The 14,623-nt window shown below is 71.2% G+C and carries 20 protein-coding genes and 1 riboswitch; of the genes, 3 read left to right on the top strand and 17 right to left on the bottom strand.

Features of this window, described 5'->3' with window-relative positions:
- Positions 1-3 precede the first annotated feature (3 nt).
- From EV193_RS08495 to EV193_RS08510, 4 genes are all read right to left on the bottom strand, one after another.
- Complete coding sequence (locus EV193_RS08495; protein ID WP_130343428.1) at positions 4-1,221, bottom strand: winged helix DNA-binding domain-containing protein; 1,218 nt, start codon at positions 1,219-1,221, stop codon at positions 4-6.
- A 21-nt stretch (positions 1,222-1,242) separates the two neighbouring features.
- Positions 1,243-1,917, bottom strand: coding sequence for a response regulator (locus EV193_RS08500; RefSeq protein WP_130343429.1), 675 nt, complete (start codon positions 1,915-1,917; stop codon positions 1,243-1,245).
- A gap of 5 nt (positions 1,918-1,922) precedes the next feature.
- Complete coding sequence (locus EV193_RS08505; RefSeq protein WP_130343430.1) at positions 1,923-3,632, bottom strand: sensor histidine kinase; 1,710 nt, start codon at positions 3,630-3,632, stop codon at positions 1,923-1,925.
- Positions 3,633-3,782: 150 nt separating this feature from the next.
- A complete protein-coding gene (locus EV193_RS08510; protein ID WP_130343431.1) occupies positions 3,783-4,340 on the bottom strand; it encodes a histidine phosphatase family protein in 558 nt (185 codons plus the stop codon).
- Positions 4,341-4,374: 34 nt separating this feature from the next.
- A riboswitch (cobalamin riboswitch) is annotated at positions 4,375-4,501 on the top strand.
- A gap of 32 nt (positions 4,502-4,533) precedes the next feature.
- Here EV193_RS08510 and EV193_RS08515 point away from each other — a divergent pair.
- Together EV193_RS08515 and EV193_RS08520 are read left to right on the top strand one after the other, a co-directional pair.
- The gene (locus EV193_RS08515; RefSeq protein WP_130343432.1) at positions 4,534-4,752 is read left to right on the top strand and encodes a CbtB domain-containing protein; all 219 of its coding nucleotides are present in this window, start codon (positions 4,534-4,536) and stop codon (positions 4,750-4,752) included.
- Positions 4,743-5,537 carry a CbtA family protein gene (locus tag EV193_RS08520; RefSeq protein WP_242613222.1) on the top strand — a complete coding sequence of 265 codons (795 nt, stop codon included), beginning with the start codon at positions 4,743-4,745 and terminating at the stop codon, positions 5,535-5,537. The genes EV193_RS08515 and EV193_RS08520 overlap by 10 nt, the downstream gene beginning before the upstream one ends.
- Here EV193_RS08520 and EV193_RS08525 read toward each other — a convergent pair.
- The 8 genes from EV193_RS08525 to EV193_RS08560 all read right to left on the bottom strand — a co-directional run bounded on the left by EV193_RS08525 (position 5,534) and on the right by EV193_RS08560 (position 10,254).
- Positions 5,534-5,947 carry a hypothetical protein gene (locus EV193_RS08525; protein ID WP_130343434.1) on the bottom strand — a complete coding sequence of 138 codons (414 nt, stop codon included), beginning with the start codon at positions 5,945-5,947 and terminating at the stop codon, positions 5,534-5,536. The genes EV193_RS08520 and EV193_RS08525 overlap by 4 nt on opposite strands.
- Positions 5,948-6,008: 61 nt before the next feature.
- The gene (locus EV193_RS08530) at positions 6,009-6,515 is read right to left on the bottom strand and encodes a hypothetical protein (protein ID WP_130343435.1); all 507 of its coding nucleotides are present in this window, start codon (positions 6,513-6,515) and stop codon (positions 6,009-6,011) included.
- A 40-nt stretch (positions 6,516-6,555) separates the two neighbouring features.
- On the bottom strand, positions 6,556-6,903 hold the full coding sequence (locus tag EV193_RS08535) for an SCO6045 C-terminal-like domain-containing protein (RefSeq protein ID WP_130343436.1): 348 nt from the start codon (positions 6,901-6,903) through the stop codon (positions 6,556-6,558).
- Entirely contained in the window at positions 6,900-7,706 is an 807-nt protein-coding gene (locus EV193_RS08540) for an MbnB/TglH/ChrH family RiPP precursor modification enzyme (protein WP_130343437.1), read from the bottom strand. The genes EV193_RS08535 and EV193_RS08540 overlap by 4 nt, the downstream gene beginning before the upstream one ends.
- Positions 7,707-7,711: 5 nt before the next feature.
- Positions 7,712-8,614 carry a TIGR04222 domain-containing membrane protein gene (locus EV193_RS08545; protein WP_130343438.1) on the bottom strand — a complete coding sequence of 301 codons (903 nt, stop codon included), beginning with the start codon at positions 8,612-8,614 and terminating at the stop codon, positions 7,712-7,714.
- A gap of 4 nt (positions 8,615-8,618) precedes the next feature.
- Positions 8,619-9,428, bottom strand: coding sequence for a TIGR04222 domain-containing membrane protein (locus EV193_RS08550; protein ID WP_130343439.1), 810 nt, complete (start codon positions 9,426-9,428; stop codon positions 8,619-8,621).
- A 72-nt stretch (positions 9,429-9,500) separates the two neighbouring features.
- Complete coding sequence (gene msrB, locus EV193_RS08555) at positions 9,501-9,923, bottom strand: peptide-methionine (R)-S-oxide reductase MsrB (protein WP_130343440.1); 423 nt, start codon at positions 9,921-9,923, stop codon at positions 9,501-9,503.
- A gap of 10 nt (positions 9,924-9,933) precedes the next feature.
- Positions 9,934-10,254 carry a hypothetical protein gene (locus tag EV193_RS08560; protein ID WP_130343441.1) on the bottom strand — a complete coding sequence of 107 codons (321 nt, stop codon included), beginning with the start codon at positions 10,252-10,254 and terminating at the stop codon, positions 9,934-9,936.
- A 95-nt stretch (positions 10,255-10,349) separates the two neighbouring features.
- Between EV193_RS08560 and EV193_RS08565 the strand changes: the two genes are divergently transcribed.
- Positions 10,350-10,697 (top strand): hypothetical protein, encoded by a 348-nt coding sequence (locus tag EV193_RS08565; protein ID WP_130343442.1) that lies wholly within the window; start codon positions 10,350-10,352, stop codon positions 10,695-10,697.
- On the opposite strand, the gene EV193_RS08570 is transcribed toward EV193_RS08565, so the two are convergent.
- From EV193_RS08570 to EV193_RS08590, 5 genes are all read right to left on the bottom strand, one after another.
- Complete coding sequence (locus tag EV193_RS08570; protein WP_130343443.1) at positions 10,694-11,566, bottom strand: endonuclease/exonuclease/phosphatase family protein; 873 nt, start codon at positions 11,564-11,566, stop codon at positions 10,694-10,696. The genes EV193_RS08565 and EV193_RS08570 overlap by 4 nt on opposite strands.
- Before the next feature lie 8 nt (positions 11,567-11,574).
- Complete coding sequence (locus EV193_RS08575; protein WP_130343444.1) at positions 11,575-11,790, bottom strand: hypothetical protein; 216 nt, start codon at positions 11,788-11,790, stop codon at positions 11,575-11,577.
- Between the two features lie 62 nt (positions 11,791-11,852).
- Entirely contained in the window at positions 11,853-13,424 is a 1,572-nt protein-coding gene (locus tag EV193_RS08580; RefSeq protein ID WP_130343445.1) for an alpha/beta hydrolase, read from the bottom strand.
- Positions 13,425-13,477: 53 nt separating this feature from the next.
- Positions 13,478-14,089, bottom strand: a complete 612-nt coding sequence (locus EV193_RS08585) for an Asp23/Gls24 family envelope stress response protein (RefSeq protein WP_130343446.1) — start codon at positions 14,087-14,089, stop codon at positions 13,478-13,480.
- Entirely contained in the window at positions 14,086-14,622 is a 537-nt protein-coding gene (locus tag EV193_RS08590) for a DUF6286 domain-containing protein (RefSeq protein ID WP_130343447.1), read from the bottom strand. Before EV193_RS08590 ends, EV193_RS08585 begins: the two co-directional genes overlap by 4 nt.
- Between the last annotated feature and the right edge of the window lies 1 nt (position 14,623).

The following is a 14,623-nucleotide window of genomic DNA, read 5'->3' on the forward strand; positions in this document are numbered from 1 at the left end:
CGCCTACTCCTCGAACTCGACTCGCACCGCCGAGGCGCCGCGTAGCTCGGCGAGCTGATCCGCCTCGTCATGCAGCTGCTTGCGGAGTTCGGCGCTCAGCGGCCGGAACGTGTTGATCGTCAGCGACAGCGTGCGGCCGTTCTTGCGAGGTCGCCAGATGCCGACGACCGCACCGTCGGCCAGAACCGCGCCGGGTTCGCCGACCGTCTTCCACACCTCGCGATGGTGTCGCTTGTCGACGATGGTGTCTCGATCACGCATTTGCGTGTAGGGATCGCGTGGCGGCAGGAGCCGCACCCCGCGTGTTTCCGGCGGTGATCGCAGGGTGTCCAGATCTTGGGTGAGAATCCACCTCCGGCCGCCGTCGAATTCGACCGGGGTGATTTCGTCCTCCAGCGTGCTCCACCACGGGTCGACGTCGCCGGTGTACACACCGATCCAGGCGGCGAAATCCTTGCGGGTGGACGGGCCGTAGCAATGCAGATAGCGACGCAGCAGGGCGGCGCGGGCGCTGTCGGGGTCGGCCTGTGGCAGGGGGCCGCCCAGCCATTCCTCGACCAGGACGAACGGCGCCTTGTTCCCGCTGCGCGGTGCGAAGCAGACGATTCCGCGCAACGTCAGAATCCGGACGCAGAAATGCACGACGGCCTCACCCAGCGGTTGGTTCGTGCCGTAGGGCCCATTCGCCTGCCACGTCTTGCGCTGGGCGGGTGACAGTGCGCCCGCGATGCGCTCGGCCAGCTCTTCCCCGAGTTCGTTGATCGCCAGCCGCCGCCCCGCGAGCACGGCCTCGATCTCCTCGGCGGTGATCTCGACCGCCTCGTCGAGCCCCATCCCGAGTTCGTTCAGCGCCCCCTCGACACCGATGATCAGATGCACTCGCGCCGTCTCGGTGGCCGGCAGGACGCCGGTGGTGAACACCGACGCGTCGACGGTCGGGAAATAGAACGGCGAGCCACGCATGCACCAGGTCTGCAGCAGGCTTTTCTCCTCGCCGGCGAGTTCGTCGACTCGTTCCCGCGTCACATTGTCGACGCGGGCACCCAACGCGGCCAGTGCGGACCCCGGTGGACTGTTCTGAATCGCACACGCACCCGCCACCTCGTGCAGATCGGCGACCGGTTTCCGATTGGTGAGATGGTGTGCGTGGAGTCGAAACGCGATGACATCGCCGGTTTGCACCGTGACGGCTGTGCCGCCGGTGTTCTTACGAGCTGTCACGCCTCAGACGTTATCGGCCGGTCAGGCTCCTGGCGGCGTGACACCGTCGCCGCGCACTCGGGCGCCGCGCCTGCGGGTGGCGTACACGGCCGCCTCGGTTCGGCGGTCGAACCCGAGCTTGTGCAGCAGCGCGGACACGTAGTTCTTCACGGTCTTCTCGGCCAGGTACAGCTTGCCGGCGATCTGCCGGTTGGTCAGGCCCTCCGCGATCAGCTCCAGGATGCGCCGCTCCTGCGGGCTGAGCGTCTTGTACCTCGGGTCCTCCGCCTTGCCGTGCCCGCGCAGCCGCTCCAGCACCGCCGCGGTGACACCCGCGTCGAGCAGCGAGCCGCCTTCGGCCAGCGTGCGCACGGTCGCCACCAGGTCGGTGCCGGACACCTGCTTGAGCACGTAGCCCGCGGCACCCGCCATGATCGCCCCGAACAGCGCCTCGTCGTCGGAGAACGAAGTCAGCATCAGGCACGCTGGCGGCGGGTCCAGTATCGATCGCACCTCCCGGCACACGGTCACGCCCTCGCCGTCGGGCAGCCGGACGTCCAGGATCGCGACCATCGGGCGCACGGCGGGAATGCGGGCCAGCGCCTGCGCGGCGGTCGCGGCCTCGCCGACCACCTCGATGTCGTGCTCCACCTCGAGAAGCTGACGCAGCCCGCGCCGGACGATCTCGTGGTCGTCCACGAGGAAGACGCTGATCATGACGCTCACCCAACCCCTTCGATCGGCACGACCCAGGCGACCGTCGTGCCGTTGCCGCTGGCCGACTCCATGTCGCAGCGCCCGCCCCACCGGTGCGCGCGGTCGGCGATGTTGAGCAGACCGCTTCGGCGCAGTGGTTGCTCCGGCATCCCAGGCCCGTCGTCGGACACCCGGAGCGCCAACTCGGTCGCGGAGCGGTCGACCGTCACGGTCACGGTCACCGAGCAGGCGTGGGCGTGCTTGACGATGTTGGACAGCGTCTCGCGCAGGGTGGCGAGCAGGTCCTGCTGCATCTCGTCGGGGACCACCGAGTCGAGCGGACCGGACAGCCGAACCGTGGGCTCGAACCCGAGCGCCCCGGTCATCTCCGAGATGAGCCGCTGCACGCCACCGCGCACCCGCACCGGTCCGTCCGGCGGCTCCTGCAGCGAGAAGATGGTGCGCCGGATCTCCTGGATCGTCGCGTCGAGGTCGCTGACGAATCCGGTCATCCGGTCGGCGAGGTACGGGCGCATCACCCGGCTCAGCCCCTGCAGCCCCATGCCGATCGCGAACAGCCGCTGGATCACCTGGTCGTGCAGATCGCGCGCGATCCGGTCGCGGTCGGCGTACACGGCCAGCCGGTGCCGGTCGTCCTGCGACCGGGCGAACTCGATGGACAGCGCCGCCTGCCTGGCGAACGCCTGCGCCATCTGGACCTCGGGTTCCTCGAACCTGGCCTCGCCGCGCGCCCTGGCCAGCACGAGCACGCCGAGCAGATGCTGGCCCGCGCCGAGCGGCACGAGCATCGCGGGCCCGAGTTCCTTGGCGGACATCGGCACGCTCTCCAGCATCGCGCTGCTGAGCCGGCTCTGCAGCGCCTGCCCGAAGTCGTCCAGCACACGGCTCACGCCGGAGGTGAACACGTCACCGGCGATCGAGTCCGCGATCGGCAGGCGCAGTTGGGCGAGATCGTGGGTCAGTTCGCCGGCGATCATCTCGTGCAGCAGCCCGTCGCCGATGTCGTCCGGCATGACCACGGCGGAGTGCACCGCGCCGGCCACCTCCATGGCCCGCTCGGCGATCTGGCGCAGCCCGTCCTCGTCGGCCACTCCGCCCAGCAGTGCGGTGGTGACCTGGTGCGACGCGCGCAGCCACCGCTCACGTTGGGAGCTCTGCGCGTACAGCCGGGCGTTCTCGATCGCGATGCCGGCAGCCGCGGCGAGCGCCACCACGACGTCGACGTCTTCTTCGGTGAACTCGCCGCCGTCGAGCTTCTCGGTCAGGTAGAGGTTGCCGAACACCTCGCCGCGCACGTGCACCGGCACGCCGAGGAACGAGCGCATCGGCGGGTGGTTCCGCGGGAAGCCGGACGACGCGGGGTGCGCGTGCAAGTTCTTGAGCCGCAACGGTTTCGGGTCCGCGATGAGTTGCCCGAGGATGCCCTTGCCGGTGGGCAGGTCGCCGATCCGCTCGCGCAGTTCGTCGTCGATGCCGACGTGGATGAACTCGACGAGCTGGCGGTCGATGCCGATGACGCCGATCGCGCCGTACCGGGCGCCGACGAGATCGCAGCCGGATTCGACGATCCGGTACAGCACGTCCGGCAGCGACAGGTCGCTGGCGACCGACACCACGGCGTTCAGCAGCCGGTGCACGCGCTCCTGCGTCGCGACGGCGGCCGTCGCTCGGTCGATCAGGTCCTGGAGGAGGGTGTGTCCTCGAAGCAGCCCCATGCCAGCGGCGTAGGGGGGCGTCCCCTGTCGCGCCCCGTTCTCTTCCTTCGCCACCTGTTCCCGCCCACGCCCGACAATGCCTACGTATTGCAGTCGCGGAAACCCCCACAGGCGATACACGTCAACCGGGTGAAAGCGCCACCCGAACGTTTAGCCGTTCAGCGGTTGACCGATCGCACGCAGTGACCATCGGCGGCCGTCAGTGTGCAGGACCGTGACTGTGAACGGACGGATATCCAGGCGCCACAACGACTCAGGCGTCCCGGCGATCGCGTGCACGACAGCCGCTTTGATCATGGAACCGTCGGCCACGGCGGCGAGGCGGCGGTGCTCGCCGGGCAGTGCGTCCATCCAGGTGACGGCGCGGCGCAGCAGGGCGCGCAGCGACTCCCCACCGGGCGGGGAGAAATCGGGGTCGGCGCGCCAGGCGGCGGCCAGGCCGGGGTCGGACTCGGCCAGCTCGGTGATCGTCCGGCCGGCCCACGAGCCGTACCGCCAGCCGTCCAGCGCCGGCTCGGCGATCGTGTCCAGACCGAGCACGCCCGCGGTCTGGACGCAGCGCAGCGCGGGTGCGTGCCACGCGGCGTCGAGCCGGCCGAGGTCGGCGGCGACCGGGGTGTGGTCGAGCAGCGGCTCGTCGGCGGGGAAGGCGGCTCGCCGAGTCGCCTCGGTGACGCCGGGCGAGATCAGTGACAAGCGGGTCGTCACACTGACGGCCGATTCGTTGACAGTGCCACGTGCCTCAGAATAGGTTCCGCCAGTCCAACGACGGCAACGAGGAAGCCGGTGAGATCCCGGCACGGCCGCGCCACTGTGAACGGTCCAATGTGGACCGTGAGTCAGACCCTCCGTCGTCGCAGCTCCATCGACTGGGCCGCGTGTAGCCCAAAGGAGGTTCCCGATGTCCGTGTCCACATCGGTGTCCCAGCCCGCCGTGCCGCTTCCGGTTGCGGTTCCACTCCGCGCCGCCCTGCCGTGGGCGATCTTCGCCGGAGTCCTCATGCTGTTGGTGACTTACTTCGTCGGCGCCGAGCAGGGCGCGGTCTCCCTGGTCTCCGGGGAATGGGTGCACGAGTTCGTGCACGACGGCCGGCACCTGCTGGGCTTCCCGTGCCACTGAGCGATGACGCGACGTTCTCGGTTCGCGCCCTGCTCGTGCGGGGCCTGATCGCCGGGATCGTCGGAGGACTGCTGGCGTTCGGGTTCGCCGCCGTGTTCGGCGAGCCGTCCGTGGAGCGGGCCATCGGGCTCGAGTCGGCCCCGGCGGCCCACGACCACGGTGATCACGCCACCGCACCGGCCGAGCACGAGCACGCGGAGGAGGAGGTGGTCAGCCGCGGTGTGCAGCGCACGCTCGGGTTGGCCACCGCGACCGGCGCGTACGGGCTCGCGCTCGGCGGGTTGTTCGCGCTGGCGTTCGCCGTGGCGTACGGGCGAATCGGGCGGTTGAGTCCACGTGGGACGGTCGTGGCGGTCGGCGTCGGCGGGTTCGTCGCCGCGTCGCTGGTGCCGTTCCTGGTGTACCCGCCGAACCCGCCGGCCGTCGGCTCACCCGGCACGATCGGGGAGCGCACCGGGCTCGCGTTCGGCATGATCGGCCTGTCCGTACTGCTCGCCGTGCTGTCCGTCTACTGTGGACGCAAGCTCGCCGCGCGGTTCGACGGCTGGGTGGCGACGCTGCTGGCCGGCGTCGGCTACGTGATCGTGATCGGCGTACTCGCGGCGGTGCTGCCGGGGTTCGACGAGGTGCCGCCGTCGTTCCCGGCGAGCCTGCTGTGGGACTTCCGGCTCGCCTCGCTCGGCACCCAGTTGACACTGTGGGCGGGCATCAGCCTGGTGTTCGGCGTGCTCCTGGAACGAGGGCTGCGGCGCGAGTCGCGCTCGCTCATGGTGACGGCCGGCTAGCGCTGGCGTACCCGCTTGTCGGCGGTGACGACCAGGCCGGCCTGTGCGGCCCCACCGCACTCCGGGCCGTGAGGGTACGACATCACCGGGTCGATCGTCAGCCGCTCGTGCACGACCGGCTGACGATCGGCGGTGTACACGGTCAAGGTCACGTCGATCGGGGCATCCGGCATGTCCGGGAGAATCGCGATTCCCCATTTGCGGCCGGCCATCTGAGTGGTCGCCGGCGGCGTGAACATCTGCACGGCCTGCTCGCGGCACCTGTCGGCCCAGCACGCGCGGATCGTGGCGTGGTCGGCGAGCGACGGCTCGATGTCGACACCGATGCCGGTGATCGTCGCGACCGCAGGACAGACGTGCTCCGTGCCCGCATCGCAGCCGACGATCAGCGCGCCGGCCACGGACAGCACCGCGAGCATCGTTTGTGGGCCACACAACGGAGACGAGATCGGTGGCGAACAGGTTGCAGGCTTACCGCTGGCGTACCTGCTTGTCGGCGGTGACGATCAGACCGGCCTGTGCCGCGTCACCGCCGCAGCCGGGGCCGTTGGGATTGGCCATCACCGGGTCGACGGTGAGCTGCTTGTGTACCAGGGGCTCGGTGTCGGCGGAACGCAGCGTCAGGGTCACCTCGACGGGACTGTCCGGCATGCCGGCGAGATTCACGAAGCCGTGCTTGCCGCCCGTCGGTAGCGCCTGCGCACCGCACACGTCGGTCGGTGCGTTGCCGGTGCAGGTCGTCGGCGCGCTCCTGGTGGCGGGCGAGAGCGGTACGGTCTCGTCGCGGCAGGCGGTCGCCCAACACGCGCGGATCGATGCGCTCAGTACCTGATCGGCGAGCGGTGGATCGATGTCGACCGTGATGCCGTTGAGCGCGGCCATCAGCGTGCAGGCACGCGGCGCGGCGGGGCTGTTCCCACAGCCGACGAGCAGCGTGCCGGCCGCGGCCAGTGTCACGAACACCGTTTTCCGTGCCATACCTGGAAGACGGACTCGACCGCCCGATGGTTGCACGGTGTCAGTCTCGGCGGCGCAACAGGCGGGCCAGCGCGGACCGTTTCGGCGGCGCGCTGATCTCGCCACGCTCGCGCAGCCAGTCGGCGAACGCGTTGGCGTCGGCGCGCATCCCGGTGCCGACATGCCTCGGGTGCGCCCTTCCGTAGGTGTCGAACAGCTCGCGATAGCGGGCGCCGAGCGCCTCCGGCAGGTCCGGCCGCAGCATCGCCACCACCCGCCTTCGCTTGGCCAGCAAGGCATCCGCCTCGACGCGCAGCCGTTCGGCGTCGAATCCGGGCGGCACCTCGCCGCCGGCCAGCAGTGCCCGCAGCAGGGCGGCCTGCTGTTCGGCCAGCTCCTCCCGGCTCACGCGTGTGCCGCCAGCACGTCCCGGATCGAGGCCAGCTCGCCGGCCAGCTCCGCGTCGGTGGGGTAGAGGTCGTCGCGTTCCAGCAGCACACCCGGCGGGCGGCGGCGCGCGCACAGCTCGCCGAGCACGTCGAGCACCTCCTGCGGCACCGCGTGCGCGTGAGTGTCGTGGTAGACGCCGTTCACCTCGACGCCGCCCGCGACGTGCACGTAGGCCAGCCGTTCCAGCGGCAGCTCGTCGAGCATGGCGGCCGGATCGGTGCCCAGGTTGCGCGCGTTGGCGTACAGGTTCGCCACGTCGATCAGCAGCAGGCAGTCGGTGCGCTCGACCAGTTCGGACAGGAACCGCGCCTCGGTCAGCTCGGCGTCCGGCCACTCCAGCAGCGCGGCGATGTTCTCCAGCGCGAACGGGGTGTCCACAATGGACTGCGCGGTCTTCACGTTGGCCACCAGCACGTCCAGCGCCTCGCGGGTGCGGGGGAGCGGCATCAGGTGCCCGGAGTCCAGACCGCCGGCCCGCACGAAACACACGTGGTCGCTCACGAGTGGAGCGTCCACCAGGCGCGCCACCGCGGCGAGGTGCTCGACCCGTTGCGTGTCAAGGGGTTCCGCACCGCCGAGGGACAGCGACACCGCGTGCGGCAGCACCGGCACGCCACGCTCGCGCAGCACGCGGAGCGACTCCGGCAGGTGATCGGTGTGCAGGTTCTCGGCGACCACCTCGACGAAGTCCACGCCGGCCATGCGCTCCACCGACAGGTCGATCTCGGACCGCCAGCCGATGCCGACTCCCAGGTCCTCCATGCCGTTCATCCTCCGCAACTCGAACCGCCGCCGCCACAACTCGACCCGCTCGACGACGAGCAGGACGACCCGCCCGAATCGCCGGACGAGGCAGGCGGTGCGGACGGTGGGGCCAGCGCGTGCCTGACGTCGACGTCCGGGTGCGCGGCGAACCCGCCGATCCCCACGGCCGCGGCGATCGCCGGCAGCGCGGCGCTGTCCGCGTCGAGGGACAGCCGCCTCGGCCGGTCGGCGGTCGCGCCCTCGATCACCGCGCGGCCCGTCCTTGTCGGCAGCACCTCCTGGGTGAGGCCCTTCGCGGCGACCAGCGCGCCGCCGGTGAGCAGCAGCACGCCGAACAGCATCCCGAGCAGCGAGCCGACCGGGCGGTCCAGGGAGATTCCGACGATCAGCCTGGCCAGGCCGATCGTGAGGACGGCGAGGTACAGGCCTGCCACCGTGCGGCGGACCCGCATGCGCCACGCCGCCGGTACGACGAGCCGGTCGCGCAGCAGCTCCTCCTGGATCCGGTCCAGCCCTAGCAGCGGGCCGTCGGCCAGCGCGGTGACCACGATCGACGCGCTCGGTGTGCCCTTGCGCTGGACGGTGTCCAGCACCTCCTGTTCGAGCGGGTCGAGCGGCTTGTCGGTGCCCGATCCAGTGGTGGACAGCCGCCCCTCGCCGTTGATCCGCAGGAGCTGCCGGTGGGTCAACTCGGCGATGACGGTCTCCACGAGTCGCGCGCACCCGCCGGCGAGGTAGGCGAGGTGGTAGGTCGTGGGCAGGTTCGTGTGGTCGAACGGCTCGGCTCGGTCCGCGAGGCGGCGGATCACCAGCGCGCCGATCGCCGCCACCATCAGCGGCGCGAACATCGCCGCCGCGTAGATCTCGAGGAACTGCTCGCCGGACAGGCCCCACGGCTCGTCCATCAGCTCACCTCTCCGCCGACTGCGGCTGGGCCAGTGCCCGCATCAGACCGGCGTCCGGGTACATGGCCAGACCGCCGATCGCGACCGCCGCGGCCGCACAACCGAACGTGCTCCCTTGTCCGCCAAGGGAATCGGGACGTGCGTCGGCCACGACCGCCTTGCCGGTCCTGGTCGGCACCACGTCGTGGAACGGTATCCGGATGAGCACGAACGCGATCGCCATGAACACGAACGCGAAGACCACCAGCAGCAGCAGCGGCTCGACCGGGCGCTCGAGCCGGATGGCGTTCACGATCCTGGTCAGCCCCATGCCGAACACGCCGAGGTAGGCCAGCGCGACCGTCCACTTGAGACTCCGGCTCCACGCCTCCGGCACGATCAACCCGTTGCGCGCCAAGAAGTGCTTGGCGTCCTCGAGCGCGCGGCTGCCGTGGAACGGGTCCATCGTGTTCAGGTCGGAGACGACCTCGCCGGTGGTGGGCGCGCCGAGCTTGGCCACCGAGGCGAGCACGTCCTGCTCGAGCGGCTCACCGGCCGGCGAGCCGGTGGCCGACAGCCGCCCCGCGTCGTCGACCAGGAGCACCTGCCGGTGCACCAGGTTCGCGACGATCGTCTCGATCAGCCGCTGGTGGCCGTCCACGAGCAGCCCGAGGTGGTACGCCGTCGGAAGCTGCCGGTGGTCGAACGCGGTGCCGCGGTCGGCCCGGTGCCTGATCACGCGGCCCCACACGATGCCGATCAGCATCGGTGCGAACATCGCGGCCAGGTAGATGTTGACGAACGCCGGCTCCGAGACGCCCCACGGCTCGTCCACAGGTTCCCCAATCACTCGGCATGCGGCGGGAACCCTACCGTCCGGCGATCGGGGAAGTGGCTATTCCTGTGGCTATTCCTGGGGTGTCAGGCGCAACGCGATGCTGTTGATGCAGTACCGCTGGTCGGTCGGCGTGTCGTACCCCTCGCCCTCGAACACGTGGCCGAGGTGGCTGTGACAGCTCGCGCACAACACCTCGGTGCGCGCCATGCCGGCCGAGCGGTCCTCACGCAGCACCACGCTCTCGCCGGCGAGCGGGGTGAAGAACGACGGCCAACCGCAGTGCGACTCGAACTTGGAATCGCTGCGGAACAGTTCGGCGCCGCACGCGCGGCACTCGTACACGCCGGTCGTCTTCGTGTCGGTGTACTCGCCGGTGAACGGGCGCTCGGTGCCGGCCTCGCGGAGTACGGCGTACTCCGCGCCGGACAGCTTCTCGCGCCATTCCTGCTCGGACTTCACCACTCTCGGTGTCGCACCAACAACAGGTTTCATGGTCCCCACGCTACCTGCCGAGCAAGAACGTGACCGTGTCCCAGACGGCGACCATCACGCCGAGCAGGATCAGGCACACCAGCAGGCCGGCGGTGACCCGGCGGTGGCCGCCGAGCCGGTTCGCCGAGTCGGCGAAGTTGGAGACACCGGAGAGATACCCCTCGACGGTGTAGTTGGGCTGGCTGCGCTCGACCCGGTCGAGGTGCTCGGCGAACTCCCGGGCCTCCGGGTCGTCCGGGTCCAGGCCGATCAGGTCGTCGGTGAACCGGTCAGGCGACCGGTCCCGACGGCTGTCGTCGTCGGGATGGGGCAGCGGCGGGCCGGCCAGCATGCCTCCACGGTAGCTGGTCCTCGGTCGAACGCTCAGCTTTGACAGCGTGCGGCGGGCCATCTCACGTACCGTGGCGCTGACTGGGGGAGGTGCCCGTGCGGCGGAGATCTGGGCGGTTCAGCCGGCAGTGGCAGCGGGAACGGGCGGCGCGGGCGAACGATGAGCGCGAGGACGTCAACGCGCGGCTGCGCTGGGCCTTCGGCGGCAATCCGTTCGGCTGGCGTTGGCGTCAGCGTGGCGAGCGGGTGCTGCCCTATCGAGGCTTCCGCGCCGGCAGGGCTCGTGAGCGGCCCGACGACACCGGCTACGACGAGCCGGCCGCGCCAGAACCCGTGCGCGACGAATGGCACGGGAACCGGTGGCTCGCCGGCATGTCGGATCTCCGCACCAACGACGGCGTGATCGGCGACGATCCGGACGAGTATCCCGGCGAGCGGGTCTAGGGGCCTCGGCGGACGGCCAGCTCGGCGCTCACCGGACGGTGGTCGGACGCGAGCGTGTCCGGCACTGTCACCGCCCCGACGTGCATGCCGGGCGAGACCGTCACGTAGTCGATCCGCGCGGTCGGATCCGTTGCGGGATAGGTGAATCCGGGCCCGGTGTTGCCGGCAGCCGTCCAGCCGTCCCGCAGTCGTGTCCACAGTGGACGGAGTTCGGCCGCGTCCGGGCCGGCGTTGAAGTCGCCGAGCAGCAACCGTCGCGCGTGCGGCCGGTCCTCGCCCATGATCCGCAGCATCTCCTCGACCTGGGTGACCCGCACGGCGGGATCCGGCCGGTAGTCCAGATGCGTCCCGTACACGTGCACCAGCGCGCCCCGGGCGGCGACCACGATCTCCGGGAAGCCCGGCGCCGGCTTCGGTACCGGGTTCGGCTCCACGGTGGACAGCCGGGTGATCCAGTGGTTGCGCGCGTGCACGACCGGGAAGGCGCTCAGCATCGCGATCCCGAACTGCCGGCGCGGCGCGCCCGGAGTGGCCGGCGGGAGGTCGTAGATCGGCGCGAAGAACAGCCGCATGCCGAGTGCGTCCGCCAGCTCGCGCGCCTGATCGCGGAACTGGCTGCGCTCCGACCAGTGCACGTCGACCTCCTGCAGCACCGCGACGTCGGGGCGCTGTTCGGCGATCGCGGCGGCGGTGCGGGCCAGGTCCAGCTTGCCGTCCGCGCCGATCCCGGTGTGCACGTTGTAGTCGAGCACGCGCAGTGGCACGTCCGGCGGGAGCGGCGACGCCGAGGGCTGTGCCGCGGAGGACTGCGCCGCACCGATCGCCGTCAGGATGATCATCACCAGCAGCAACGGCGTTCGGCGTCGCATCGTGCTCCTCAGGTCGGCGCCTGGCTGGTCATCATCACGCACAGCTCGCACCTCGGCGTGCCCGGCGCGGGGTCGGTCACGTCCGGCGGGGCGGCGTGCGTGCACTTGGCACGGTAGTGGCGATGCGACAGCGGCGCGCCCACAACCATCGGGAAAGCGTGCAGCAATCCGTCGTAGCAGCTCTGCCACCACAGATACCTGATCTTGACCGCTGTCCGGCGCACGAGGTGGACATTAACCCGAGAGACGCCCGCTGCCCACCCGAGCGCCCGAACGGGTTAGCGGCTTACGGCGGGCAGACGAGTCCGTTGCGCGGAACTTGTCCGTCCAGGAGGAACGCACGGGCCGCGTCGGTCGCGCACGAGGAGCGGGTGAGCGCGCCGTGACCCGTTCCGTGCCAGGTCACGGTGGACGTGGACGACAGCCGGCCGGCCGTGCGCTCGGTGCCGACCTGGGGCGTCACCGGGTCGGCCGCGGTGGCCAGCATGACGATCGGCGGAGTGCCCTTGGCGCTGGGTGTCGGCACGGCCTGCGTCGGCACCGGCCACGGGCTGCAGACCACCAGCTCCTGCGCGACCAGCGCGCCGAACAGCGGCGACTGCGTCTGCCAGGTCTTCGCCGCCGCGTTGAACCGTTCCGGGGGCAATCGGCTGGACGTGTCGTTGCATCCGGTGACCAGGCCGATGTCCAGCTTCGGCGGCTGGCCGCGCACGTCGTCGACCATGGTCGTGGCGGCGGCGGACAGCCCGCTGGCGTCACCCGCGCGCGTCTTCGCCAGTGCTGCGGCGAGCTGCGGCCACTGCTCCGGCTCGGCGAGCTGCTGGCGCAGGATGCCGAGCACCGTGCCCGCCGTGATCGACCGCTCCTCGTCGATCGGCAGCGGCCGCGCGCGCAGCGACTCGAGCAGCGCGGTGACCGCGCCTCTCGGGTCCGGCCCGAGCGGACAGCCGCCCTTGGTGACACAGGCGGCGGCGAACGCGGAGAACGTGGCCTCCAGCCCGGCGGGCACCGGCTCCAGCGCGATCATGCGATCCGCGGACGGGTCGGGGTGGCCGTCCAGCACCATCCGCCCGACCGTGCGCGGATACCGCTCGGCGTAGGTGGTGAGCACTCGCGAGCCCTCGCCCCTGCCGATCGCGTGCAGGTGCGGCATGCCGAGGTCGTTGCGCAGCTTCTCCAGGTCCGACGCGGTGCGCCAGGTGTCGATCGCGGGCAGCCGGTTGTCCAGGTTGATCACGCACTGCTGACCGGCGCGGCGCGCGGCGTCCAGCACCGGCTCCATGTCCAGGCGCGCCGGGTCGTTGTCCAGCAGGGTGGCGCGGATCTCCTCCGGCACGCAGCGCACCGGCTCGGAGCTGCCCGTGCCCCTGCGGTCCATGCCGACCAGCGAGATCCGGTCCAGCATGTCCCGCGGCAGCTTCGCGGCGAGCAGGGCGGCGAACGCGGTGCCCGGCAGCCCGTCGACGTCGTTGACCACGACCACCGGCACCGGCCCGTTGCCCGCCTTGAGCAGCGTGAGGCGGGTGGTGCCGCGGCCCGGCGCGTAGGGCGAGTCGAGCACCGAACTCATCCGCGCGCACTCGACCTCGACGCCGGCCGGCAACGGCGTGGCGAAGCGTCCGGTGATGACGCTGTCACAGGTGTTCCACTGCACGGAGTTGCTCGACGGCGGGCGCAGCGGGGGAGGCGGCGGCGGGCCGGTCTGCGAGGTCTGCCCCGGCGGGACCGGCCCCTCGTTGGTGACCACCGCCGGCCTGATCGACGGCCCGGCGGTGCACCCGGCGACCGTGGCGAGCGTGCCGGCGGCGACCAGCGTGGCCACGGAACGCTTGCGGGGCAACGATTTCTCCTCGGTCACTACCTGAGTACAGCCCACAGGGTGTCACCCGGGAGGTGAGAACTCCGTGAGCGTCAGCGCACCCGCTGCCGTTCGGCGGCACCCAGCTCCAGCCGGACCGCCGTGGGCAGGTGCTCGACGCCGAGCGACTCGCGCGCGCGGCGCAGCACGGTGGAGTCGATCTCCCGCCAGATGGTCTTCACGTCGCTCCCGTCGCGCAGCCACAGGCTCAGCCGCAACGCTGGGTGCTCACGGTCGCCGACGGCGCGCACCCGCGCCCGGCTCACCCCGTCGACCTGCTCGGCGTCGGCCGCGATCGCGGCGGAGATCGCGCCGGCGGTGACGGTCAGCCCCTTGCCGATCGTGCTGTCCAGCGCCAGATCCGGGCGCGCCTCGGGGCGCAGCGACCGGAAGAACCACATCAACCCGAGCACCAGCATTGCCAGCCCGAGCAGAATCGCGGCGATGCGCGCGGTGAGGGCCTGGCGCACCAGCCAGTCGACGGCCATCGGGTCGAGCACCGGGCGCGCCGCGCGATAGGTGCCCAGCCACCCGGCGCCCACCACCAGCGCCGCGACACCGACCAGCAGCGCCACCAGACCGATCACCGAGGTGAGCACGCGTTCGCCTCGGTAGGAGCGGGCCAGCGCGGAGGCGGACCGGGATTCGTCGTCTGATCGGGTCATCGGCGGTCCCTCGGCGAGTCGACGACCACGGAGATCTTCGGCCTGCGCACCAGTGGCAGCGCGTCCACGGTCTCCTGCACCAGCTCCATCAGGCGCGGCTGCAACTGCGCCTCGGTCTCCAGCCGGGTGGTGGCGCGCACGCGGATCTTGCGCGCGCTGGCCGTGACCGACGCGGCCCGCACGTTGTCCGCCGAGCGCACCTGGAAGCCGACGATCCTGGCAAGCGAGCGCGGCGAGGTGGTGACGCTGACACCCTCGGCCGGGTCGTTGAGCCGGACCTCCTTGCGGCGCGCGGTGGCCGCCATCAGCAGGAGCAGCAGGCCGACACCGGCGAGCACACCGGCGGTCACCCGCATGGCGGTGGAGTTCCACGGCAGCGAGCCGAGCTCGTCGCGCCACCGCGGCCAGTCGATCAGCAGCGCGGGGTCGCCCGGCCGCGCCCATGCCCAGGCGATCTCGAGCACCGCCAGGCCGCCGGCGACGGCCAGCGCCAGCCCGAGCAGGCACGACAGGATCCGGACGACGACCCGCATG

Source organism: Herbihabitans rhizosphaerae, from assembly GCF_004216555.1.
GTDB lineage: Bacteria > Actinomycetota > Actinomycetes > Mycobacteriales > Pseudonocardiaceae > Herbihabitans > Herbihabitans rhizosphaerae.

Excerpts from the sequence above, each read along its gene's own strand:
- EV193_RS08500 (WP_130343429.1), bottom strand. The coding sequence starts at position 1,917 with ATGATCAGCGTCTTCCTCGTGGACGACCACGAGATCGTCCGGCGCGGG.
- EV193_RS08505 (WP_130343430.1), bottom strand. The coding sequence starts at position 3,632 with ATGGGGCTGCTTCGAGGACACACCCTCCTCCAGGACCTGATCGACCGA.
- EV193_RS08515 (WP_130343432.1), top strand. The coding sequence starts at position 4,534 with ATGTCCGTGTCCACATCGGTGTCCCAGCCCGCCGTGCCGCTTCCGGTT.
- EV193_RS08530 (WP_130343435.1), bottom strand. The coding sequence starts at position 6,515 with ATGGCACGGAAAACGGTGTTCGTGACACTGGCCGCGGCCGGCACGCTG.
- EV193_RS08540 (WP_130343437.1), bottom strand. The coding sequence starts at position 7,706 with ATGGAGGACCTGGGAGTCGGCATCGGCTGGCGGTCCGAGATCGACCTG.
- EV193_RS08545 (WP_130343438.1), bottom strand. The coding sequence starts at position 8,614 with ATGGACGAGCCGTGGGGCCTGTCCGGCGAGCAGTTCCTCGAGATCTAC.
- msrB (WP_130343440.1), bottom strand. The coding sequence starts at position 9,923 with ATGAAACCTGTTGTTGGTGCGACACCGAGAGTGGTGAAGTCCGAGCAG.
- EV193_RS08560 (WP_130343441.1), bottom strand. The coding sequence starts at position 10,254 with ATGCTGGCCGGCCCGCCGCTGCCCCATCCCGACGACGACAGCCGTCGG.
- EV193_RS08570 (WP_130343443.1), bottom strand. The coding sequence starts at position 11,566 with ATGCGACGCCGAACGCCGTTGCTGCTGGTGATGATCATCCTGACGGCG.
- EV193_RS08585 (WP_130343446.1), bottom strand. The coding sequence starts at position 14,089 with ATGACCCGATCAGACGACGAATCCCGGTCCGCCTCCGCGCTGGCCCGC.
- EV193_RS08590 (WP_130343447.1), bottom strand. The coding sequence starts at position 14,622 with ATGCGGGTCGTCGTCCGGATCCTGTCGTGCCTGCTCGGGCTGGCGCTG.